The organism is Novosphingobium sp. 63-713 (assembly GCF_001898925.1).
GTDB lineage: Bacteria > Pseudomonadota > Alphaproteobacteria > Sphingomonadales > Sphingomonadaceae > Novosphingobium.
Genome location: NZ_MKVS01000026.1, coordinates 107,439 through 129,488, shown reverse-complemented (window position 1 = coordinate 129,488; position 22,050 = coordinate 107,439). Strand labels below are relative to the sequence as shown.

Below are 22,050 nucleotides of genomic sequence, written 5' to 3'. Positions count from 1 at the left end.
ATGAGCCTCTCGCCCCAGTTCCTTGATGAATTGCGCAGCCGGATCACGCTGTCCGCCGTGATCGGCCGGACCGAGCGCGTGACCAAGGCGGGGCGCGAGTTCAAGGCCTGTTGCCCGTTTCACCACGAAAAGACGCCCAGCTTCACCATCAATGATGAAAAGGGCTTCTATCACTGCTTTGGCTGCGGCGCGCATGGCGATGTCATCCGCTGGATGACCGATCAGCGCGGCCTGTCCTTTATGGATGCGGTGAAACAACTGGCCGAGGAGGCGGGGATGGAAGTCCCCGCCCCCGACCCAAGGCAGGCCCAGCGCGCGGAAAAGCAAAAGAGCCTGCACGATGTGATGGGCGCGGCGCAGGCGTTTTTCGTCGACCAGCTGGCCAGCCCCGAGGGCGGACAGGCGCGCTCCTATCTGGCCTCGCGCGGGTTCTCGCAGGCCGTGTGCCGCGAATTCGGCTTCGGCTATGCGCCAGAGGGGCGGCAGGCGTTGAAAGGCGCTTTGGGCCAATTCCCCGAGGCGATGCTGATCGAGGGCGGCCTTCGCATCGTGGTCGAGGACAAGGAGCCGTATGACCGGTTCCGGGGCCGCCTGATGCTGCCCATCCACGATCCGCGCGGGCGGGTGATCGCTTTTGGCGGGCGCATTCTGGCCACGCACAAGACCGATGCGCCCAAGTACCTCAACTCCCCCGACACACCTTTGTTCGACAAGGGCCGCACGCTTTACAACCACCATCGCGCCTCGCCCGCCTCGCGGCAATCGGGGCGGATCATCGTGGTTGAGGGCTATATGGACGTGATCGCGCTGGCGGCGGCGGGATTTCACGATGCGGTGGCGCCGCTGGGCACGGCGTTGACCGAGACGCAGATCGAGATGATCTGGCGCATGGTGCCGATGCCGGTGCTGTGTTTCGATGGGGATAGCGCGGGGCAAAGAGCGGCGATGCGGGCGGTGACGCGCGCCCTGCCCTTGTTGCGCCCCGGCCATTCCTTGCGCATCGTGCGTATGCCGCAGGGGCAGGACCCGGACGACCTAATCAAGGCGCGCGGACCGGCGGCGATGGAGGAAGTGCTAGGCAATGCGCAGAGCCTGCTCGACACCTTGTGGCAGTATGAGATGGATGCCGCCCCGGCGGGCAGCCCCGAGGAAAAGGCCGGGCTGAAGGCGCGGTTGATGGCCCATGTCGACACGATTGCCGACAATGACATCAAGGCGCTCTATCGCCGCGAATTGCTCGAACGCTTCTCCGCCTTCGCTTTTCCCCGGCGCGAGGACAATCGCGCGCCCTGGCAACCGCGCCAGCCTTTTGTGCGCCAACAGCGCGGCGGGCGGTTCGGGCGCGACATTCCCCCGCCCCTGCCCCACGAGGAAACCACGCAAAGGCTGCAACGCCCCGCCAACCCGTTCCGCGCGGCCACGATCGAGGCGGCGCTGGCGGGCCTGATCCGTATGCCCGGCGAAATCGCCCGCCATGCCAGCCTGCTGGCACGCCTGGCGCAGGAGGATGCGCGATGCGATGCACTTCTTGATGCGCTCGATGATGGCGCCCCCCTTGAAAGCGCCGCCATCGGCACCATCTTGGCGGAGAAAGGCTTAACGCCTCCCGACACCACCGCGCGTCCCGGCATGGGATTTGCCTTCCTTTGCGAATCGGGGGAAGGCGCGAAAACCCAATTGTCCGACGTGCTCTGTGTGCTGGCGGAAAAGCCGATGGTGGAGGCAGCACTGGCCCAAACCCGCGAAAGCGGCGAGGTGACCGAGGAAAGTTGGGCAGAACAACAGAGATTGTTGGCGCGTTTGCGCGATTTGGAAAAAAGAGAGCTGGATTTGAAGGCGCGACTCGGCCAAATGGCGGTTGCACAGGATAATGCTGCGGCGGCATCGCCCGATGCCGCGCACCTCTAGATGGCGTATAGGATGGACGAAGAGATTTCTGGCGCGGACATGTCGGACGGCGGCAAGGGCGAAGGCGGCGACGCTCCCCTGATCGACCTCAATGAAGCCTCGATCAAGAAGCTGATTGCCCGCGCCAAGCGTCGCGGCATCATCACCTATGACGAATTGAACGAGGCGCTGCCTCAGGACCAGTTCTCGAACGATCAGATCGAGGACATCATGGCCGCCATCAGCGAGATGGGCGTCAACATCGTGGAAAGCGATGAGGATGCTGTCGAGCAGGACGATAACGCCGCCGACGATGTGGATGATTCCGACTCGATGATGGCCGACAAGCCTGCCATCGAGAAGAAGAAGGAAACCGTTGAGCGCACGGACGATCCGGTCCGCATGTATCTGCGCGAAATGGGCGCGGTCGAACTGCTGAGCCGCGAAGGCGAAATCGCCATCGCCAAGCGGATCGAGGCCGGTCGCGACACGATGATCCTGGGCCTGTGCGAAAGCCCGATCACCTTCCACGCCATCATCCAGTGGTCCGAAGCGCTCAACAATGGCGAAATGCAGCTGCGCGAGATCCTCGATCTCGACGCCATGCTGTCGAAAGAGCCGCAGCCGGAAAACCTCTCGGAAGACGGCGAAGAAGCCGATGGCGAGATTTCCGAAGCCACGGCCGGTCCTTCCTTCAAGGAGGAAGAGGACATTGAGGAAACCGAATCCGCCGACGAGGAGGATGAGGACGGCATCGAGCGCCGCGCCAAGCGCCCCGTTGAGGAAGAGGAAGAGGACAACACCCTCTCGCTCGCCCAGATGGAAGCGCAGCTCAAGCCCGAGGCGCTGGAAAAATTCGCCCTCATCACCGATCTGTTCTACAGCTTTGAAAAGGCGCAGGCAGAGCGGCTGGAATACATGGCCGTCGGCAATGACTATCCGGCGGACAAGGAACGCACCTATCAGCAATTGCGCGAAGACCTGACCGCGCAGGTCGAAAGCGTGCAGTTCCACGGCCAGAAGATCGAATATCTGGTCGACAATCTCTATGCCTTCAACCGCCGCCTGACCGCCCTTGGCGGTCAGATGCTGCGCCTCGCCGAGCGCCACAAGGTAAGCCGCAAGGACTTCCTTGAGGCCTATGTCGGCCGCGAACTGGACGACAACTGGCTGGCCAGCGTTCAGGGCAAGGACAAGAAGTGGACGGCCTTTGCCGTCAACGAAGGCGACGCCGTCGAGCGCATCCGCGCCGAAGTTTCGGACATTGCCAGCCAGACCGGCATGGCTCTGCCTGAATTCCGCCGCATCGTGAACATGGTGCAAAAGGGCGAACGCGAGGCCCGCATCGCCAAGAAGGAAATGGTGGAAGCCAACCTTCGCCTCGTGATCTCGATTGCCAAGAAGTACACGAACCGTGGCCTGCAATTCCTTGATCTTATTCAGGAAGGCAACATCGGCCTGATGAAGGCCGTGGACAAGTTCGAGTATCGCCGCGGCTACAAGTTCAGCACCTATGCCACCTGGTGGATCCGTCAGGCCATTACCCGCTCCATCGCGGATCAGGCGCGCACGATCCGTATCCCGGTGCATATGATCGAAACGATCAACAAGCTGGTGCGCACCAGCCGCCAGTTCCTGCACGAGCAGGGCCGCGAACCGACGCCCGAGGAAATGGCCGAGCGCCTGAGCATGCCGCTCGAAAAGGTGCGCAAGGTGATGAAGATCGCCAAGGAGCCGATCTCCCTTGAAACGCCGATCGGCGACGAGGAAGATTCGCATCTGGGCGATTTCATCGAGGACAAGAACGCGATCATCCCCGTCGATGCCGCGATCCAGTCCAACCTGAAGGAAACCGTCACCCGCGTGCTGGCATCGCTGACGCCGCGTGAGGAACGCGTTCTGCGTATGCGCTTCGGCATCGGTATGAACACTGACCACACTTTGGAAGAAGTGGGTCAGCAGTTCAGCGTGACACGCGAACGTATCCGCCAGATCGAAGCCAAGGCGCTGCGCAAGCTCAAGCACCCGAGCCGGTCACGCAAGATGCGGTCGTTCCTCGACCAATAATTGCGGAAATCTTGATGAAAAAGGGCGCGATTCTATTGGGAATCGCGCCCTTTTTCGTTGAAGCGCGATGGATAGCGGCGTCAGACATGCCGCCATGGCGCAAACGGGCCACGCGCGTCGCAAAACTGCCACTTTTGCCCCCCGTTGGGGGTGGCCATGGCGCTCTTTGACGCCTAAGGAGCCGCCAAGACGACTCTGCGGGAATGAGCCAGACCCATGAAAATTGCCATCGCATCCGACCATGCCGCCGTCGGCCTCAAGGCCGAACTCGCCCAGTTCCTGCGCGATGAGGGTCATGAGGTTAACGACCTTGGCCCGGCAACCGAGGACCGGGTCGATTATCCCGACTATGGCTACAAGCTGGCCGAGGCGGTGGCATCGGGCGCGGCCGAGTTTGGCGTGGCCCTGTGCGGCAGCGGCATCGGCATTTCCATTGCCGTCAACCGCCACCCCGCGCTGCGCTGCGCGCTGGTGGGCGAACCGCTCTCGGCCGCGCTGGCCCGCGAGCACAACAATGCCAATGCCATCGCCATGGGCGCGCGCCTAACCGGGCCCGACATGGCCAAGGCCTGCCTCACCGCATTCCTGAGCGCGCAATTCGGCGGCGGCCGCCACACCGGCCGCGTCGAAAAGCTGACCAACCCCACCTTCTGATCCCCAAAAGGACAAGCCACCATGACCGACATTCGCCCCGACGATTTCTTCACCGGCACGCTGTCTGATCGCGATCCCGTGATCGCTGGCTGGATCAACAAGGAACTGGGTCGTCAGCAGGACAAGATCGAGCTGATCGCCAGCGAAAACATCTGCTCGACCGCCGTGCTTGAGGCCGCCGGTTCGATCCTGACCAACAAGTATGCCGAGGGCTATCCGGGCCGTCGCTACTATGGCGGCTGCGAATATGTGGATGAGATCGAGCAGATCGCCATCGATCGCGCCAAGGAACTGTTCGGCGCCGCTTTCGCCAATGTTCAGCCCAATTCGGGCAGCCAGATGAACCAGGCCGTGTTCCTTGCGCTGTTGACGCCGGGCGACACGTTCATGGGTCTGGACCTGAACTCGGGCGGCCACCTCACCCACGGCAGTCCCGTGAACATGAGCGGCAAGTGGTTCAACGTGGTGCCTTACGGCGTGCGCGAGGACAACCAGCTCATCGACATGGACGAGGTTGCCCGCATCGCCCGCGAGTGCAAGCCCAAGCTGATCGTCTGCGGCGGCACGGCCTATTCGCGTGAATGGGACTGGGCCGGTTTCCGCGCGATTGCCGATGAAGTGGGCGCCTACCTGCTGGCCGACATGAGCCACATTTCGGGTCTGGTCGCGGGCGGCGCGCATCCCTCGCCGGTGCCTTTCGCCCATGTGACCACGACCACCACGCATAAGAGCCTGCGCGGCCCGCGTTCGGGCATCATCCTGTCGAACGACGAGGCGATTGCCAAGAAGCTGAACTCGGCGATCTTCCCCGGCCTTCAGGGCGGCCCGCTGATGCATATCATCGCGGCCAAGGCGGTTGCTTTTGGTGAGGCGCTCCAGCCTTCGTTCAAGGCCTATGCGGCCCAGATCAAGGCGAACGCCAAGGCTCTGGCCGACAGCCTTCAGGCCGAAGGTCTGGGCATCGTCTCGGGCGGCACCGACAACCACCTGATGCTGGTCGACCTGCGCCCCTATGGCGCCAAGGGCAAGCATGCGGAAAAGGCGCTCGACCGCGCCAGCATCACCTGCAACAAGAACTCGATCCCCTTCGACGACGAAAAGCCCCTGCTGACCAGCGGCATCCGTCTGGGCACGCCCGCCGGGACCACGCGTGGTTTCCGTGAGGAAGAGTTCACCCAGATCGGCAAGTGGATCGCGCAAGTGGTTGACGGCCTTCGCAAGAATGGTCCCGAGGGCGATGCGCAGGTCGAAGCCCGCGTGGCCGCCGAAGTCGCCGAAATGTGCGCGCGCTTCCCGATCTATCCCAAGCTGGGCTACTGATCCTTGCGCTGTCCGTTCTGCGCCTGTGACAATACGCAGGTGAAAGATTCGCGCCCGACGGAGGACAACACGTCCATCCGTCGGCGCCGACAATGCGAAGGCTGCGGTGCGCGTTTCACCACGTTTGAACGGGTGCAACTGCGCGAAATCACCGTGGTGAAAAGCAACGACCAGCGCGAACCGTTCGACCGTTCAAAGATCGAGCAATCCGTCGCGCTGGCCTGCCGCAAGCGCGGCATTGCACAGGAACGGCTGGACCAGCTCGTTTCGGGCATCCAGCGCCAGATCGAAACGCTGGGCGACAGCGAAGTGCCGTCCAAGGCGATTGGCGAAATGGTGATGGAAGGCCTGCGCGCGCTCGACAGTGTGGCCTATATTCGCTTTGCCAGCGTCTATCGCGACTTTTCCGAGGCGCGCGATTTCGAGGAATTTGCCGGCAACGTGCGCGACGCGGGGCATAAGAAATGAAACCTGTTATCGTCCTCGTCCGCCCGCAACTGGGCGAGAATATCGGCAAGGCGGCGCGCGCCATGCTCAATTTTGGTCTGGTCGAAATGCGGCTTGTCAGCCCCCGTGATGGCTGGCCCAACCCCAGCGCAGGCCCGGCCGCCGCGGGCGCCGACATCGTGCTGGAACAGGCCAAGGTGTTCGAGACGCTGGCGGAGGCGGTGGCCGATTGCCCGCATGTCTATGCCACCACGGTGCGCAAGCGCGGCGTGACAAAGCCAGTGCTGACACCTGAGGCCGCCACGCGCGAAATCCACGCTCAGCCGGGGCGCAGCGCGATCATCTTTGGCCCCGAACGTTCGGGTCTGGAAACCGACGATGTGGCACTGGCCCGCGCGATTATCACCGTGCCGATCAATCCCGAATTCGGCTCGCTCAATCTGGCGCAGGCGGTGATCCTGTGCGCCTATGAGTGGTCGAAAGATGTCGCGCTGGAGCAGCCACCGGTTGAGGAAATCCTGCCCCCTGCCCCGCAGGAAGAGCTGGAGGGGCTGATCAATCATCTCGACAGCCTGCTGGAGCCGCGCGGCTATTATTTCCCCGAGGCGCGGGCCGATGCCACGCGGCGCACGCTGCGCACCATGCTGACCAAACCGGCGTGGAACCATCTGGAAGTGCGCACGATGCGCGGGGTTCTCTCCGCACTGATGCGCCAGCCCGGCGTGCCGCCGCCGCCGCGCGTGAAGCCCGCTCCTAAACCGAAAGACGAATCCGGCAACACAGGGGATTGACAAAACCCGTCATTCCCGCCAAGGGCGCCCCTTCACAAGGATGGCGCCCACCCGGCGCCGTATTCCATTGGCCCTGCATGTCCGGTGAAGCAGTGGCCGCCTGATGCTCAAATCGCATCAGGGTGCGCGCCGGAACCTGTCGATCATCACGGTCGGCAACAGAAGGCACGAGGCATTCCGCCCCGCGCCATGAAGCAAATGTAAGGAAGACTATGTCGAAGCGTCACGCCTCGAAGTACAAGATTGACCGCCGCCTTGGCGAAAACATCTGGGGCCGCCCCAAGTCGTCGGTGAACCGCCGTTCGTATGGCCCCGGTCAGCACGGTCAGCGCCGCAAGAGCAAGATCTCGGACTTCGGTATCCAGCTGCGCGCCAAGCAGAAGCTCAAGGGCTACTATGGCGACATCACCGAAAAGCAGTTCAAGCGCACCTATCAGGAAGCGTCGCGCATGAAGGGCGATACCGGTCAGAACCTGATCGGCCTGCTCGAACAGCGTCTGGACGCGGTGGTCTATCGCTCGAAGTTCGCCCCCACCATCTTCTCGGCCCGTCAGGTCGTTTCGCATGGTCACATCTATGTGAACGGCGTGAAGTGCAACATCGCCTCGCGTCGCGTTCGCCCCGGCGACGTGATCAGCCTCGGCAAGAAGGCCAAGGAAATGGCCCTCATCGCTGAAGCCCAGGCTCTGCCCGAGCGCGAAGTGCCCGACTATGTGTCGCAGGACGCCGACAAGGTGACCTTCGTCCGCGTTCCGACGCTCGACGAAGTGCCCTATCCGGTGAAGATGGAACCGAATCTGGTCGTCGAATTCTATTCGCGCTAATTCGCGTTTCCTCGCGGAACAGACAGAGGGTGGAGAGCTTCGGCTTTCCGCCCTTTTTCTTTTTTGTAACAGAGGTTTTCCGGCACGTTTCTGTCATCAGATCGTCGCCTTGGTCCGTCATCTCACCGCGATCAACGGAACCAACGCGAACCAGAATCGTATCATCGCCATGAACAAGCTCTATCGTTATGTCACCGCCCACCGCGTGGGCAAATGGTACCCCGACCTCGTCACCGCACAGCGCTTCGCCTTCAAGATCGGCGCTGGCTTCATGGCGGAGAAAAGCGGGCAGTTTTCCAGCTATATGGGAACGCGGCTGGAAGTGCTGCTGCCTGATGGGCGGGTTTTGGTGACGGCCTGAAGACCGGAAACAGGCCTCTGGCGGGCAAAGGGTGTTACACCCTTTGCAATCCCATGAGTGGAGGCCGGTTCGCAGCTAAGCGCTGATCGAGATGATTTTGACTGCCTGCGGCGGGTTGAAGTTGCGCTAAAGGCGCCGCAAGCTTTAATTCCCTAAGGTCGCGCCCGACACCCTCTGGCCGAACCCGGCACACAACGCAGACACTAACGGGAGCGCGAGGGACGAGTCCCTCGCATCACCTTCGTTACTTCCCGGCAAAATACCTTGCCCGAAACCCTGCCGCAAACCCCGCAAACCGCCCTTCGGCAATCGCGGCGCGCATGCCTGCCATCAATTGCTGATAAAACGCCAGATTATGCTCGGTCATCAGCATGGCGCCCAGAATCTCTCCCGCCTTGTTCAGATGGTGCAGATAGGCCCGGCTGTAGGTGGCGCAGACCGAGCAGGTGCAATCCTCGTCAATCGGCCCGGTATCCTCGGCATGTTTCGCGTTGCGGATGTTCAGCGGCCCGCTCCACGTAAACGCCTGCCCATTGCGGCCGGAGCGGCTGGGCAGCACGCAGTCGAACATATCGACCCCGCGCTCGACCGCGCCCACCAGATCGTCAGGCTTGCCCACGCCCATCAGGTATCGCGGCTTGTCCTCGGGCAACTGGCCCGGCGCAAAGTCCAGCGTGGCGAACATCGCCTCCTGCCCCTCGCCCACGGCCAGCCCGCCGATAGCATAGCCGTCAAAGCCGATCTCCTGCAATTTGCCCGCCGAAATCGAGCGCAGATCCTCATTGAGCCCGCCCTGCTGGATGCCGAACAAGGCCGAGCGCGCGGCATGTTCTTCACCCGAATCGAAGCCCTCGCGGCTGCGCTTCGCCCAGCGCATCGACATCAGCATCGAGCGCTCGATCACATCCTTGGGCTGATCGGCGCGGGGGCATTCATCGAAAGCCATCACGATATCGCTGCCCAGCAGGCGCTGGATTTCCATGCTGCGCTCAGGCGTCAGATTGTGGCGGCTGCCGTCGATATGGCTGGCAAAGGTCACGCCCTCCTCGGTGATCTTGCGCAGATCCGACAGGCTCATCACCTGATAGCCGCCGCTGTCGGTCAGGATCGGGCGATCCCAGTTCATGAACTTGTGCAATCCCCCCAGCCGCGCCACGCGCTCGGCGCCGGGGCGCAGCATCAGGTGATAGGTGTTGCCCAGAATGATGTCGGCGCCGATCGAGCGCACCGTCTCGGGCTTCATCGCCTTGACCGTGGCCGCCGTGCCCACCGGCATGAAGGCGGGCGTGCGGATTTCGCCGCGCTGCATCTGGATGGTGCCGGTGCGCGCCTTGCCGTCGCGCGCGTGGATGTTGAATTGAAAACGGGTCATGGGCCCGCGCCTTACGCGGAAATGCGATAGGCTGCAATTGGCCCGCAAACTGGACGCGGGCCCGGCTCGCCGCTAGCGTGGCGCACATGAAAAAAGCCGCCCTGCTCCTCGCCCTTCTGGCCTCCCCCGTTCTGGCTGCTGACGATCCGCTGACCCGCCCGATCACCACCAGCTATACCGACCGCTGGATGCAGCCGCGCGCGCCGATCCCCATCTATGGCAAGACATGGATGGCAGGTTCGGTCCATCTCAACACGGCGGTGATCGACACAGGCGCGGGGCTGGTGGTGATCGACGCAGGCCTGCCGCAATTGGAGCCGCAGTTGAAGGCCCAGATCCGCAGCCTTGGCCACAAGCCCTCGGATGTGCGCTATATCCTTGTGACCGAGGCGCATTTCGACCATGCGGGCGGCGTGGCGGCTTTGGCGCGCGATACAGGCGCAACCGTGATCGCCAGCCCCTATACGGTGGCCGCGCTGCGTAATGGACAGACCGGGGTGGAAGACCCGCAGAACGGCGATCTCAAACCCTTTCCCGCGCCGACGCGCCTACGGGCCATCCGAGATGGCGGCCAGATCAAACTTGGCGATACAGTGGTCACCGCGCGTTTCACCCCCGGCCATACCGCCGGATCGACCAGCTGGACATGGCAAACCTGCGCGCCCAAAACCGGATGCCGCGCCATGGTCTTCATGGCCAGCCTGAGCGCCACGGCGGCCGATACCTATCGCTTTTCGGCGCCCGAACATGCCGCCGTCGTCGCCTCTTTCCGCCAGTCCTTCGCCAAGGCCAAAGCCTTCCCCTGCGACTATCTCATCACCGGCCACCCCGAACACAGCCAGACCGACGACAAAGTGGCCGCCGCTATGCACGCGCCGGGCAGCGTCAGTTGGGAGGACAAGGGGGCCTGCGCCGCCACGGTCGCCCGGTTCGAGGAACGGTTGAACACCACCCTCGCCCGCGAGGCGGCCAAGTGACGATGGATGTGATGTATCCCGCATTGACCGGCGTTGCGGCGGTGGCGGGTTTTGTCGATGCGGTGGCGGGGGGCGGCGGGCTGATCACCGTGCCCGCGCTGATCTACGCGGGCCTGCCCCCGGCGATGGTGCTGGGCACGAACAAGCTGCAATCCTGCAGCGGCACGGCGCTGGCCACATGGCGTTATCACCGGGCGGGTCTTTTCCGGCTGCGGCCCAATCTCGCGGCGGTCGCCTTCGTGCTGGTGGGTGCGGCGCTGGGCGCTTGGGCGGTGCAGCGGATCAACCCCGCCGTGCTCAAGCTGCTGGTGCCGGTGCTGCTGATCGCCATGGCGGCCTATACGCTGCTCAGCCCCAAGATGCATGACCATGAGGGCGAGGCAAAGATCGACGAGAAGACCTATCTGCCCGTGGCCGGCGGGATCGGTTTCTATGACGGTTTCTTTGGCCCCGGCACAGGTCAGTTCTTTGCCATCACCCTGGTTTCCCTGCGCGGCTTTGGTCTGACGCGGGCGACAGGCCTGACCAAATTGTTCAACCTGACCAGCAATCTGGCCTCGCTGACGGTGTTTGCGCTGGGGGGGCAGATCATGGTGGGGCTGGGCCTGTGCATGGCGCTCGGTTCGATGACGGGGGCATGGGCGGGCTCGCATATGGCCACCAGGCTGGGCGCGAAATTCATCCGCCCGCTGCTGGTGACGGTCAGCCTGTCGCTGACCGCCAAGCTGGTCTGGGGCTGGTTCGCGGGATGAACCAGACCGAGGGTTTTACTGCTGGATCAGGCGGATGAAATCCTGCTGATTGATCTGTGAGACATAGCTGCGCACAATGCCGCTGGCCACGCCCGGTGTCGCCGACAGTTCGCGAATGGCAAAGCGCCAGAACGCAGCGCCCGCCGCGCGAAACATCTGCGCGCTGCCCTGCTTGGCCAAAGGCTTGGCCACATCATAGCAATCCGTCACCACCAGCCGGGTGAAGATCTTGGCCACATCCTTGTCGAGCGCCGCCTTTTTCTCGGCATCGACCGTGACCACGCCCGCCGCCGGGGCCGAGGAGGCGATCTCGACCGCCACCCATTTGGACAGGGCCGCCTTATCCTCGGCGGTGGCCTTGGTGGTCACGCATTCAGCCAGCTTCTGCGAGCCCTCATCCACCGCCGGCGCCTGCGCCAGAGCGGGCGCGGCGACCATGGCCAACAGGCTTGCGATCCCAAGTGTCTTTTTCATATCGGCCATTCCTATCCATCCTGACTTTTCGATCCCCGCCGAAACTGGCCGAGCGCCCGCCCCAAGGCAAGCCGCAATTCAGCCCCCCGGTTCGGCCCGTGTCAGCCTTGCGGCAAAAGCAGGCTGGAATCGCCGTAGGAATAGAAGCGATAGCCCGTGGCGATGGCATGGGCATAGACCGCCTGCATCCGGTCCAGCCCCATCAGCGCGGACACCAGCATGAAGAGCGTGGATTTGGGCAGGTGAAAATTGGTCATCAGCCCGTCAATCGCGCGGAAACGATAGCCCGGCGTAATGAAGATCGACGTGTCGCCGCTGAAAGGCTGGATCACCCCGTCCTCGCCAGTGGCTGATTCGAGCAGGCGCAGCGAGGTCGTCCCCACCGCTATCACCCGCCCCCCCGCGCGGCGCGCGGCATTCAGGCGTTCGGCAGCCTCGGGGCTGATCGTGCCCCATTCGGCGTGCATCTGGTGGTCGGTGGTGTCATCGGCCTTGACCGGCAGGAACGTGCCAGCACCGACATGGAGCGTGAGAAATTCGCGCGCGATGCCAGCGGCTTCGAGGCCCGCGATCAGTTCGGGCGTGAAATGCAGCGCCGCCGTGGGCGCGGCCACCGCGCCGTCCTTTTGCGCAAACATCGTCTGATAATCGCGCTTGTCGGCCTCGTCGGTAGGCCGCTTGCCTGCGATATAGGGCGGCAGGGGCATCCGTCCGGCGCGCTCCAGCAGAACTTCGACCGGCTCATCTCCATGGAAGGCCAGTGTCCAACTGCCATCCTCATGGCGGGCCTCGGCCGTGGCGGCAACCTCGGCCGGAAAGGCGATCACATCGCCCTCGCGCAGGCGCTTGCCATTGCGGACAAAGGCCTGCCAGCGGCGCAGGTCGATGCGTTTGTGCAGCGTCGCGCCGATACGCGCCACGCCCCGCTGGCCCTCAAGCTGGGCCGGGATCACCCGCGTGTCGTTGAACACCAGCACATCGCCCGCGCGCAACAATTGCGGCAGGTCGCGCACCTGATGCTCACCAAAATCGCCGGTGGGGCCCGCCAGCAGCATACGCGCCGAATCGCGCGGAGACACGGGCCTCAGCGCGATATTTTCGGGCGGCAGGGCAAAATCAAACAGATCGACGCGCAAAACAGCCTCAGTTCGAACGCGAGTTGTTCAACTGGTCGATGCTGATCTTGGGCGCAGCCGTCGGCGCGGCGATCACCGGGCGCGGCTTGTTGTCCGATGCAATCGATGCCTGTAGGATCTTGGTCGGATTGCTGGGCGGTTCGCCGCGCACGATGGCATCGACAATATCCATGCCCGCAATCACGCGGCCAAAGTTCGTGTAGCGCTTGTCCAGCGCAAAGCGCGGATAGAAAACGATAAAGAACTGGCTGTTGGCGGTGTCCGGCTCATTGGTGCGCGCCATCGACACCGAGCCACGCACATGCGGGATCGAATTGAATTCGGCCTTGAGGTCCGGCAGCTTCGATCCGCCCGCGCCCGTGCCCGTCGGGTCGCCCGTCTGGGCCATAAAGCCTTCGATCACGCGGTGAAAGATGATGCCGTCATAAAAACCCTGACGGGTCAGCGTCTTGATGCGTTCCACATGGGCGGGCGCCCATTTCGGCATCAGGCGGATGGCTACGCGCCCGCCATTCGACAGATCGAGCAGCAGCACATTGTCGGGATCATGCGAGATATCCTGATCGACCTTGGCCGACAGGTTGTTCGCCGGAAGCGCCGCTTCGGCCTTCAGATTGGCCAGCTTGGGCGTCTTGTCATGATGGCGGGCGCAGGCCCCGGTGGACAGCATCGCAGCGCCCAGCAACACAGCAAGCGCGGTTTTGGCGAAATCAGGACGTTTCATGCGGCTCTCTTGCAAGTATGGCACCCAAGGCCCGGCTTGGGACCAATTGCGGCGGCGATAGACCGCCAAGGCTGTCGTGGCAATGAACCAGTCACCGAAAATTCGGCACGGTTCATCCATCGTCTCCCATTCGCCCGACTTTATCAATACGCGCCATGACATCGGCGCGCACGGCGGGGCTGACGAATTTGGCGATTTCGCCACCGAACAGCGCGATTTCCTTGACCAGTTTGCTGGCGATGGGCTGCAAAGACACATCGGCCATCAGAAACACCGTCTCGATCCCGGCGTTCAACTGCTGGTTCATGCCGGCCATCTGATATTCATATTCGAAATCGGCCACCGCGCGCAGGCCGCGCAGGATGACGCTGGCTCCCTGCCTCTCGGCAAATTTCATCAGCAGCGCATTGAAGCCCACCACGCTGACATTATCCAGGCCCATATCCGCCACTTCGCGCGTAACCATGGCCATCCGCTCTTCGGGGGCGAACAACGGGTTTTTCGAGGGATTGGTGGTCACGCCGATGATCAGCCGGTCCACCAGTTTCGCCCCGCGCCGGATGATATCGGCATGGCCCAGCGTGATCGGATCGAATGTGCCGGGATAGACGCCGACCCGCTCGGTGACGCCGTGAAGTATATTTGCCATGCCTGACCCCTGCGCTCCCCCGGCCTAAGATTGCCTTATGCGTAAAGCCGGAGAAGCAACCGGTCCAGCCTATTAACGATCACGCTCAACGATAAAACGGGCCAGCGCGCGCAGCAGGTCGGCCTCGGGACCATGGCTTGCCAGATGGGCAATGGCCTGATCGATCAGCAGCCGCGCCTGTTCGCGCGCGCGCTCGGCGCCCAGCAGCGAGACGAAGGTTTCCTTGCCCGCTTCGGCATCCTTGCGCAAAGCCTTGCCCGCCAGCGCCGCATCGCCTTCGTGATCCAGCAGATCGTCCACGATCTGGAACGCAAGGCCGATATCACGGGCATAGGCGCGCAGATGGCGACGACCTTCCGGCGGAACCTTGCCCAGAATTGCGCCCAGTTCGACCGCCGCGCCCAGCAAGGCGCCCGTCTTGAGCTGCTGCAGGCGGGTCACGGTCGCCAGATCGAAACTGGCGGTTTCGGCGGCGATATCCATCATCTGGCCGCCCGCCATCCCGTTATGGCCGCTGGCCGTGGCCAGGGTCGTCACCAGTTCGACCCGCACAAAGGGATCGCCGCTGGTGGCCACATCGGCCAGCAGTTCAAAGGCAAAACACTGCAGCGCATCGCCCGCCAGCACCGCCGTAGCCTCGTCAAAGGCCAGATGCAGCGTCGGCTTGCCATGGCGCAGCGCGTCATTGTCCATACACGGCAAATCATCGTGGATCAGCGAATAGACATGAACCGATTCGATGGCCGCCCCCACACGCACCGCCGCATTCCGGTCCACCCCGTACATTTCGGCCACCGCCGCCACCAGCAAGGGCCGCACCCGCTTGCCACCGCCGATCACGGCATAGCGCATCGCCTCGAACAGGCGGGCGCGCGGATCCTCGGGAACCGGCAGCAACGAATCGAAAGCAGCGTCAATATCGGCCTGGATGCTTTTCAGCCCCTGAGCCAACAGATTATCGGTCACAACAGCCATGGCTTGCCCCTTCCCTTATTGTTCGTCGAGCGGGCGCAGACCGGCGGGCGCGCCATCGGGCCCGGCCACGATGCGCTCGATGCGCGCCTGCGCCGAATCCAGTCGGGCCTGACAGGCCTTGCGCAGCGATTCGCCCCGTTCATACAAAGTGATTGATTCATCAAGCGGCACTTCGCCGCCCTCCAGCCGCCGCACGACATCTTCCAATGCGCGCAGGGCATCCTCGAAACTAAGACCGGAAAGCTCGGGCGAACTTGCAATTTCTTGGCTCATGCGCATTGCCATGGCCCCAATTGCCCGGCCCGGTCAAGGCTCCCCCAAGGGCATCGTGCAACTATACACGTTCATGAGCGACCGATACGCTCTGGAAATCTGCCTGCCATGGCGCTAAGGGCGCGGCCATGACAAACGCCGCCAGCACGATCACCCCCGAAGTTGTCGCCGCCCACGGGCTTAGCCCGGAGGAATATGACAAGGTTCTCCACGCGCTCGGGCGCGAGCCGAACCTTGTCGAACTGGGCATTTTCTCGGTCATGTGGTCGGAGCATTGCTCGTACAAGTCGAGCCGCCTGCACCTCAAGAAGCTGCCGACCGAGGCGCCCTGGGTCATCTGCGGCCCCGGCGAAAATGCCGGCGTGATCGACATTGGCGACGGACAGGCTGCCATCTTCAAGATGGAATCGCACAACCACCCCTCGTATATCGAACCCTATCAGGGCGCCGCGACCGGCGTTGGCGGCATTCTGCGCGACGTGTTCACCATGGGCGCGCGCCCGGTGGCCAATATGAACGCGCTGCGTTTCGGCCGTCCCGATCACCCCAAGATGAAGCATCTGGTGCAGGGCGTGGTTGCGGGCATCGGCGGTTATGGCAATTGCGTGGGCGTGCCCACCGTTGGCGGCGAAACCAATTTCCACAAGGCCTATGACGGCAACGTTCTTGTGAACGCCATGACCGTTGGCGTGGCCGACACGGACAAGATCTTCTATTCCGCCGCCACGGGCGTGGGCAACCCCATCGTCTATGTGGGTTCCAAGACCGGCCGCGACGGCATCCATGGCGCCACCATGGCCAGCGCTGATTTTGGCGACGACATCGAGGAGAAGCGCCCGACCGTGCAGGTTGGCGATCCTTTCGTCGAAAAGCTGCTGATCGAAGCCTGCCTCGAACTGATGGCCACCGACGCCATCGTCGCCATTCAGGACATGGGCGCTGCGGGCCTGACCTCCTCCTCGGTGGAAATGGCCACCAATGGCAAGGCGGGCATCATCCTGAACATGGACAAGGTGCCCTGCCGCGAAACCGGTATGACGCCCTATGAAATGATGCTCTCGGAAAGCCAGGAGCGTATGCTCATGGTGCTGAAGCCCGGCAAGGAGCCGATGGCCGAGGCGATCTTCAAGAAGTGGGAGCTGGACTTTGCCGTGATCGGCGAAGTGACCGACACCGGCCACATGGTGCTGACCTTCAAGGGCGAGGAAGTCTGCAACATCCCGCTCGGCCCCCTGGCCGAGGATGCCCCGCTCTATGACCGTCCCTCCACGCCCACGCCCAAGCCCGCTCCCCTGGGCGATGTGGCGGAAAGCGCCGACATTGGTGCGGACCTGCTCAAGCTGATCGGCTGCCCCGATCTGGCCTCGCGCAAGTGGATTTTCGAGCAATACGATTCGCAGGTCGGCGGCGACACGCTGCAAAAGAGCGGCGGCGATGCGGCCGTGGTGCGCGTGCATGGCACCGACAAGGCGCTGGCCATCAGCACCGACTGCACCCCGCGCTATTGCTTCGTCGATCCCTATGAGGGCGGCAAGCAGGCCGTGGCCGAAACGTGGCGCAATATCTGCGCGGTGGGCGCAACGCCGCTGGCGATCACCAACTGCCTCAACTTCGCCAACCCGCAGCGCCCCGAAATCATGGGCCAGATCGTGGGCTGCCTCGAAGGCATGGGCGATGCCTGCCGCGCGCTGGACTATCCCATCGTGTCGGGCAACGTCTCGCTCTACAACGAATCGAAAGCCACCGGCGGCGGCTCGGCCATCCTGCCCACGCCCGCGATCGGCGGCGTCGGCCTGATGCTGAACCACGAAAAGATGGCCACCGTGAAGTTCAAGAAGGCGGGCGATGCGATCTGGCTGATCGGGCCGGAAGGCTCGCATCTTGGTCAGTCGATCTGGCTGCGCGAAGTGGCCGGGCGTGAGGAAGGCCCCGCCCCTGCCGTCGACCTGAACGTCGAACGCCGCAATGGTGAAACCGTGCGCCAGTTGATCGCCGATGGCGTGGCCACCGCCGTGCATGACGTTTCGGATGGCGGCCTGCTGGTGGCGATTGCCGAAATGGCGATGGCGGGCGGCATCGGCGCACGACTCGACGTGACGTTCAACACTGCGCAGGCCTTTGGTGAGGACCAGTCGCGCTATGTCGTGACCACGGCGGGTGATGTTGTGCTCGAAGGCGCGGTGCGTCTGGGCACTGTTGGCGGCGCGGATGTGGCCGGCGTGCTGGTGTCGGATCTGAAGCGTGCCCATGAGGCGTTCTTTAAGGATTGGATGGAGGGCTGATTTCAGCCTCCGGCGGGTAAAGGGCCTCGGCCCTTTGCAATCCCTTTATGGGGTTTTGATCAGCCCGCCACATCATCCCAATAGGATGAATGAAAAAGCCTGCGGCGCTTTAACCCTTGAGGTTTCCGCGCCGCAGGCTTTCATTTTTCAAACGCCGCGCCGATCAATCAAGGCCGGTACCGAACGCGACAAAGACAGTAACGGGATTGCAAAGGGTCCAAGACCCTTTGCCCGCCGGAGGCACCCCCCTTTTACTGAACCCAATCCGCCTCGGCCACGCCGAGCAAACGCAACACCGCCGTCAGATCCCCGCGATCCACCCAGCCATTGGCCGCCGCTCGGGCCTTGGGCTTGGCCTCGAAGGCCACGCCATAGGCCGCCGCTTCGATCATCGGGATATCATTGGCGCCATCGCCGGTGGCCAGCGCCACCGCCCCCTCGCCCAGCGCCGCCATTTCTTCGATCAGCGTGGCCTTCTTGGTGCTGCTGTCGCAGATCGGGCCATCAAGCCCGCCGGTCAGTCGTCCATCGGCCACAGCGAGGCGGTTGGCCACCACGCGCTCAAAACCAAGCTGCTCGGCCACCGGATCGGCAAACTGATGGAAGCCACCCGTCACCAGCACAGTGCGGCACCCCTTGGCCTTGAGCGTTTCAACCAGCACCTTGGCGCCCTTCATCGGGAAGATCCGCTGATCGAGGCAATCGGCAATCGCCTGAGCGGGCAAGTCCTTGAGCAGTCCGACCCGCTCGGTCAGCGCCTGGGCAAAGTCCAGTTCGCCGCGCATGGCACGCTCGGTGATATCGGCGACGCGATCCTTGATCCCGGCAAAATCGGCCAGTTCATCGATGCATTCCGCCGAAATCATCGTCGAATCCATGTCCGAGATGAACAGTTTGGGAATGCGGATTTTATGATCCGCGATCAACGCGTCCGAGACGCCCACATGGGTGTCGATGGCCCCGCGCAGATCCTCCAGCGCCACGCCTTCGACAATGACTTCCCACACATTGCCGGGCAGTTCGCGCGCATCGGCCGAGGCCTCGCCTTCGCTCAAAGCCTCCAGCAACGTATCAATCCTTGCCGACAGGTCCCCGCAATCTGCTAATACGCGCGCAATGAGCACCGAAATATCCCTTCATTCCTCGACAGGCCCGTCAGCCCGCCCTTTGGTCGGCCTCATTGCAGGCCCGACCGCCAGCGGCAAGAGCGATATTGCCATGGGCCTTGCGCGCGCGCTGGAAAAATCCGGGCGGGGCGCGGCCATCGTCAATGCCGACAGCGCGCAGCTTTATGCCGACCTGCCGGTTCTCTCGGCGGCGCCCTCGGCGCAGGAGCAGGCGGAAATCCCCCACCGCCTCTATGGCGCATGGGATGGGGCGCAGAGCTGCTCGGCCGCCGATTGGGCGGCGCGGGCGCGCGAGGAGATCGCAGCGGCCCATGATGCCGGGATCACGCCGATTCTTGTCGGCGGCACCGGGCTTTATCTACGCACGCTGCTCTATGGCATCGCGCCCGTGCCCGAAATCGCGCCCGAAGTGCGCGAGGCGGTGCGCGCCATGCCTGTGGGCGAGGCGCACGAAGAACTGAGCCGCCTTGACCCCGAACGGGCCGCCACCTTGCACGCCAACGACACCACCCGCGTCCATCGCGCGCTGGAGGTCGTCCGCTCAACCGGCCAGACGCTGGCCCATTGGCAGCAAAGGCTGGAGGGCGGGATTGGCGAAACGATCCGGCTGGCCCCGCTGATCCTGCTGCCCGACCGCGACTGGCTTTATGAGCGCTGCGACCGGCGCTTTGGGCTGATGGTAGAGCAAGGCGCGCTGGCCGAGGTCGAGGCGCTGGTTGCGCGCGGGCTGGACCCGGCGCTGCCGGTGATGCGGGCGATCGGGGTTTCCTCGCTGGCGGCGCATCTGCGTGGAGACATGTCGCTGGACGAAGCGATCGCCGATGGCGCGCAGGCCACGCGCCAATATGCCAAGCGCCAATATACCTGGTTTCGCCACCAGCCACCGGCCGACTGGCCACGCGCAGGCGAAACAAATGTCGCCCTAAAAACTCATTTTGATATTTTATTTCACGATTAATCCTTGACGAGACATTTTGCATCACCTAGAGCCCGAGCCGTCATCGATAGACAGGTGTGGAAGCGCCTGTGTGCCGGTGGGGCATGAATGGGCAGACAGCCGCAAAATGGCTGAATTTCGCGGTTTTGCACCATTTCCCCTCTTGCGCAGCAGGCCAAGCTTGGCCATGGCCGCGCGATTGTCGTGAGCACGCACCCCATACGGGGCCGGTGGCCGCAAACATTGTGATAGAAGGATGGATTCCCGTGAGCCAAGAGCTGAGCGGTGCGCAAATTCTGGTTGAAAGCCTTGCCCGTCAGGGGGTCGAATGCGTATTCGGCTATCCGGGCGGCGCGGTGCTGCCGATCTATGACGCGTTGTTTAACGATGCACGCATGCGCCACATCCTTGTCCGCCACGAAGCGGGCGCGGCCCATGCCGCCGAAGGCTATGCGCGCTCCACCGGCAAGCCCGGCGTGGTGCTGGTCACGTCCGGCCCCGGCGCGACCAATGCCGTCACCGGCATTGCCGACGCCTTCCTCGACTCGATTCCGATGGTGGTCATCACCGGACAGGTCGGCACGCCGCTGATCGGTTCGGACGCGTTTCAGGAAGCCGACACCGTTGGCATCACGCGTCACTGCTGCAAGCACAATTATCTGGTCAAGGATCCCGCCGATCTGGCCAAGGTGATCGACGAGGCGTTCCAGATCGCCACGACGGGCCGCCCCGGTCCGGTCGTGATCGACATTCCCAAGGACGTCCAGATCGCCACCGCCCATTTCCCCGAAGGCCCGGTCCAGCGCCGCAACCGCTATCAGCCGCGCATGGCGGGCAGCGAAAGCGAGATCGCGCAGGCGGTTGAACTGCTGGCCAATGCCAAGGCGCCGGTGCTGTATACCGGCGGCGGCGTGATCAACTCAGGCCCCCGCGCCTCTGAATTGCTGCGCCAGCTTCAGGCGCTGACGGGCGCGCCGGTCACGTCTACGCTGATGGGTCTGGGCGCGTTCCCGGCCGGGCATGACGACTGGCTGGGCATGTTGGGCATGCATGGCACGTATGAGGCCAACTGGGCGATGAATCAGGCCGACCTGATCCTGTGCATCGGCGCGCGCTGGGATGACCGCGTGACGGGCCGTCTGGACGCCTTTGCGCCCAATTCGACCAAGATCCACATCGACATCGACCGCTCCAGCATCAACAAGATCATCCGCGTCGATCTGCCCATCGTGGGCGATTGCGCGACTGTTCTGGGCCAGATGGTCGAGGCTTGGGGCAATCGCAAGCCGCAGGATCTGACCGCGTGGAAAGAGCGCGTGAAGGGCTGGAAGGCGAAGAAGAGCCTGTCCTATCCGCGCTATAACAGCACTATCGCACCGCAATATGCGATCGAGCGCCTGTTCGAGCTGACCAAGGACCGCGATCCCGTCATCAGCACCGAGGTCGGCCAGCATCAGATGTGGGCGGCGCAGTATTTCCACTTCTTCGGCCCCAACAAGTGGCTGACGAGCGGGGGCCTTGGCACGATGGGTTATGGCCTGCCCGCCGCCATCGGCGCGCAATTGGGCAATCCCGACAGTCTGGTGATCGACATTGCCGGCGACGCCTCGATCCAGATGAACATTCAGGAACTGGGCACCGCGACGCAATATCGCCTGCCGGTCAAGGTGTTCATTTTGAACAACGAATGGATGGGCATGGTCCGCCAGTGGCAGGAACTGACCTATGAGAGCCGTTATTCGAACAGCTATTCGGACTCGCTGCCCGATTTCGTGAAGCTGGCCGAGGCCTATGGCTGGAAGGGCATCCGCATCCAGAACGAATCCGAACTGGACGCAGGCATTCAGGCGATGATCGACCATCCGGGGCCGGTGATCGTGGATTGCTGTGTTCACAAGGAAACCAACTGCTTCCCGATGATCCCCTCGGGCGCGGCGCATACCGACATGATCCTCTATGGCGACAATGTGGCCGGGATCATCGACGATGAAGCCAAGGCGCTGGTGTAAGGAGGGCGAGAG

At 63.2% G+C, this 22,050-nt stretch carries 21 protein-coding genes; 13 read left to right on the top strand and 8 right to left on the bottom strand.

What is annotated here, in order from left to right:
• The 8 genes from dnaG (at position 1) to BGP00_RS11215 (ending at position 8,351) form a co-directional block, all read left to right on the top strand.
• A complete protein-coding gene (gene dnaG, locus BGP00_RS11250) occupies positions 1 to 1,908 on the top strand; it encodes a DNA primase (RefSeq protein ID WP_292689336.1) in 1,908 nt (635 codons plus the stop codon).
• Between the two features lie 12 nt (positions 1,909 to 1,920).
• Positions 1,921 to 3,954, top strand: a complete 2,034-nt coding sequence (gene rpoD, locus BGP00_RS11245; RefSeq protein WP_246869989.1) for an RNA polymerase sigma factor RpoD — start codon at positions 1,921 to 1,923, stop codon at positions 3,952 to 3,954.
• 216 nt (positions 3,955 to 4,170) lie between these two features.
• Positions 4,171 to 4,608, top strand: coding sequence for a ribose 5-phosphate isomerase B (rpiB, locus tag BGP00_RS11240; RefSeq protein WP_292689335.1), 438 nt, complete (start codon positions 4,171 to 4,173; stop codon positions 4,606 to 4,608).
• A gap of 21 nt (positions 4,609 to 4,629) precedes the next feature.
• A complete protein-coding gene (gene glyA / locus BGP00_RS11235; RefSeq protein WP_168602544.1) occupies positions 4,630 to 5,928 on the top strand; it encodes a serine hydroxymethyltransferase in 1,299 nt (432 codons plus the stop codon).
• A 3-nt stretch (positions 5,929 to 5,931) separates the two neighbouring features.
• Positions 5,932 to 6,396, top strand: a complete 465-nt coding sequence (gene nrdR / locus BGP00_RS11230) for a transcriptional regulator NrdR (RefSeq protein ID WP_168602543.1) — start codon at positions 5,932 to 5,934, stop codon at positions 6,394 to 6,396.
• Entirely contained in the window at positions 6,393 to 7,166 is a 774-nt protein-coding gene (locus BGP00_RS11225) for an RNA methyltransferase (protein WP_292689334.1), read from the top strand. The genes nrdR and BGP00_RS11225 overlap by 4 nt, the downstream gene beginning before the upstream one ends.
• Positions 7,167 to 7,378: 212 nt before the next feature.
• Entirely contained in the window at positions 7,379 to 7,990 is a 612-nt protein-coding gene (rpsD, locus tag BGP00_RS11220; RefSeq protein WP_168602541.1) for a 30S ribosomal protein S4, read from the top strand.
• 109 nt (positions 7,991 to 8,099) lie between these two features.
• On the top strand, positions 8,100 to 8,351 hold the full coding sequence (locus tag BGP00_RS11215) for a hypothetical protein (protein ID WP_246869988.1): 252 nt from the start codon (positions 8,100 to 8,102) through the stop codon (positions 8,349 to 8,351).
• Between the two features lie 244 nt (positions 8,352 to 8,595).
• Here the strand turns inward: BGP00_RS11215 and tgt are convergent, their stop codons facing one another.
• A complete protein-coding gene (tgt, locus tag BGP00_RS11210; RefSeq protein ID WP_292689333.1) occupies positions 8,596 to 9,723 on the bottom strand; it encodes a tRNA guanosine(34) transglycosylase Tgt in 1,128 nt (375 codons plus the stop codon).
• Positions 9,724 to 9,809: 86 nt separating this feature from the next.
• Here tgt and bla point away from each other — a divergent pair, with 86 nt between their 5' ends.
• Positions 9,810 to 10,700, top strand: coding sequence for a subclass B3 metallo-beta-lactamase (gene bla / locus BGP00_RS11205; RefSeq protein WP_292689332.1), 891 nt, complete (start codon positions 9,810 to 9,812; stop codon positions 10,698 to 10,700).
• A gap of 2 nt (positions 10,701 to 10,702) precedes the next feature.
• Positions 10,703 to 11,452: a TSUP family transporter gene (locus BGP00_RS11200; RefSeq protein WP_292689708.1), complete on the top strand. Its 750-nt coding sequence runs from the start codon at positions 10,703 to 10,705 to the stop codon at positions 11,450 to 11,452.
• 15 nt (positions 11,453 to 11,467) lie between these two features.
• Here the strand turns inward: BGP00_RS11200 and BGP00_RS11195 are convergent, their stop codons facing one another.
• The 6 genes from BGP00_RS11195 to BGP00_RS11170 all read right to left on the bottom strand — a co-directional run bounded on the left by BGP00_RS11195 (position 11,468) and on the right by BGP00_RS11170 (position 15,683).
• Complete coding sequence (locus BGP00_RS11195) at positions 11,468 to 11,926, bottom strand: hypothetical protein (RefSeq protein ID WP_168602537.1); 459 nt, start codon at positions 11,924 to 11,926, stop codon at positions 11,468 to 11,470.
• 101 nt (positions 11,927 to 12,027) lie between these two features.
• A complete protein-coding gene (gene queA / locus BGP00_RS11190; protein ID WP_292689331.1) occupies positions 12,028 to 13,062 on the bottom strand; it encodes a tRNA preQ1(34) S-adenosylmethionine ribosyltransferase-isomerase QueA in 1,035 nt (344 codons plus the stop codon).
• Between the two features lie 7 nt (positions 13,063 to 13,069).
• Positions 13,070 to 13,786 carry a peptidylprolyl isomerase gene (locus BGP00_RS11185; protein WP_292689330.1) on the bottom strand — a complete coding sequence of 239 codons (717 nt, stop codon included), beginning with the start codon at positions 13,784 to 13,786 and terminating at the stop codon, positions 13,070 to 13,072.
• A gap of 112 nt (positions 13,787 to 13,898) precedes the next feature.
• Positions 13,899 to 14,435 carry a pantetheine-phosphate adenylyltransferase gene (gene coaD, locus BGP00_RS11180; protein ID WP_168602534.1) on the bottom strand — a complete coding sequence of 179 codons (537 nt, stop codon included), beginning with the start codon at positions 14,433 to 14,435 and terminating at the stop codon, positions 13,899 to 13,901.
• Positions 14,436 to 14,507: 72 nt separating this feature from the next.
• The gene (locus tag BGP00_RS11175; RefSeq protein WP_168602533.1) at positions 14,508 to 15,410 is read right to left on the bottom strand and encodes a polyprenyl synthetase family protein; all 903 of its coding nucleotides are present in this window, start codon (positions 15,408 to 15,410) and stop codon (positions 14,508 to 14,510) included.
• 15 nt (positions 15,411 to 15,425) lie between these two features.
• Positions 15,426 to 15,683, bottom strand: a complete 258-nt coding sequence (locus tag BGP00_RS11170; RefSeq protein WP_168602532.1) for an exodeoxyribonuclease VII small subunit — start codon at positions 15,681 to 15,683, stop codon at positions 15,426 to 15,428.
• A gap of 128 nt (positions 15,684 to 15,811) precedes the next feature.
• Between BGP00_RS11170 and purL the strand changes: the two genes are divergently transcribed.
• Positions 15,812 to 17,965, top strand: a complete 2,154-nt coding sequence (gene purL, locus BGP00_RS11165; protein ID WP_292689329.1) for a phosphoribosylformylglycinamidine synthase subunit PurL — start codon at positions 15,812 to 15,814, stop codon at positions 17,963 to 17,965.
• A gap of 251 nt (positions 17,966 to 18,216) precedes the next feature.
• Here purL and serB read toward each other — a convergent pair whose 3' ends face one another.
• The gene (serB, locus tag BGP00_RS11160) at positions 18,217 to 18,960 is read right to left on the bottom strand and encodes a phosphoserine phosphatase SerB (protein ID WP_292689707.1); all 744 of its coding nucleotides are present in this window, start codon (positions 18,958 to 18,960) and stop codon (positions 18,217 to 18,219) included.
• 121 nt (positions 18,961 to 19,081) lie between these two features.
• Between serB and miaA the strand changes: the two genes are divergently transcribed.
• A complete protein-coding gene (gene miaA / locus BGP00_RS11155) occupies positions 19,082 to 20,050 on the top strand; it encodes a tRNA (adenosine(37)-N6)-dimethylallyltransferase MiaA (RefSeq protein WP_292689328.1) in 969 nt (322 codons plus the stop codon).
• Between the two features lie 245 nt (positions 20,051 to 20,295).
• Positions 20,296 to 22,038, top strand: coding sequence for a biosynthetic-type acetolactate synthase large subunit (gene ilvB / locus BGP00_RS11150; protein ID WP_292689327.1), 1,743 nt, complete (start codon positions 20,296 to 20,298; stop codon positions 22,036 to 22,038).
• Positions 22,039 to 22,050 lie beyond the last annotated feature (12 nt).

Excerpts from the sequence above, each read along its gene's own strand:
- dnaG (WP_292689336.1), top strand. The coding sequence starts at position 1 with ATGAGCCTCTCGCCCCAGTTCCTTGATGAATTGCGCAGCCGGATCACG.
- bla (WP_292689332.1), top strand. The coding sequence starts at position 9,810 with ATGAAAAAAGCCGCCCTGCTCCTCGCCCTTCTGGCCTCCCCCGTTCTG.
- BGP00_RS11175 (WP_168602533.1), bottom strand. The coding sequence starts at position 15,410 with ATGGCTGTTGTGACCGATAATCTGTTGGCTCAGGGGCTGAAAAGCATC.
- rpiB (WP_292689335.1), top strand. The coding sequence starts at position 4,171 with ATGAAAATTGCCATCGCATCCGACCATGCCGCCGTCGGCCTCAAGGCC.
- rpoD (WP_246869989.1), top strand. The coding sequence starts at position 1,921 with ATGGACGAAGAGATTTCTGGCGCGGACATGTCGGACGGCGGCAAGGGC.
- purL (WP_292689329.1), top strand. The coding sequence starts at position 15,812 with ATGACAAACGCCGCCAGCACGATCACCCCCGAAGTTGTCGCCGCCCAC.
- tgt (WP_292689333.1), bottom strand. The coding sequence starts at position 9,723 with ATGACCCGTTTTCAATTCAACATCCACGCGCGCGACGGCAAGGCGCGC.
- BGP00_RS11170 (WP_168602532.1), bottom strand. The coding sequence starts at position 15,683 with ATGAGCCAAGAAATTGCAAGTTCGCCCGAGCTTTCCGGTCTTAGTTTC.
- BGP00_RS11200 (WP_292689708.1), top strand. The coding sequence starts at position 10,703 with ATGGATGTGATGTATCCCGCATTGACCGGCGTTGCGGCGGTGGCGGGT.
- glyA (WP_168602544.1), top strand. The coding sequence starts at position 4,630 with ATGACCGACATTCGCCCCGACGATTTCTTCACCGGCACGCTGTCTGAT.
- miaA (WP_292689328.1), top strand. The coding sequence starts at position 19,082 with ATGAGCACCGAAATATCCCTTCATTCCTCGACAGGCCCGTCAGCCCGC.
- BGP00_RS11185 (WP_292689330.1), bottom strand. The coding sequence starts at position 13,786 with ATGAAACGTCCTGATTTCGCCAAAACCGCGCTTGCTGTGTTGCTGGGC.
- BGP00_RS11225 (WP_292689334.1), top strand. The coding sequence starts at position 6,393 with ATGAAACCTGTTATCGTCCTCGTCCGCCCGCAACTGGGCGAGAATATC.
- rpsD (WP_168602541.1), top strand. The coding sequence starts at position 7,379 with ATGTCGAAGCGTCACGCCTCGAAGTACAAGATTGACCGCCGCCTTGGC.
- coaD (WP_168602534.1), bottom strand. The coding sequence starts at position 14,435 with ATGGCAAATATACTTCACGGCGTCACCGAGCGGGTCGGCGTCTATCCC.
- BGP00_RS11195 (WP_168602537.1), bottom strand. The coding sequence starts at position 11,926 with ATGAAAAAGACACTTGGGATCGCAAGCCTGTTGGCCATGGTCGCCGCG.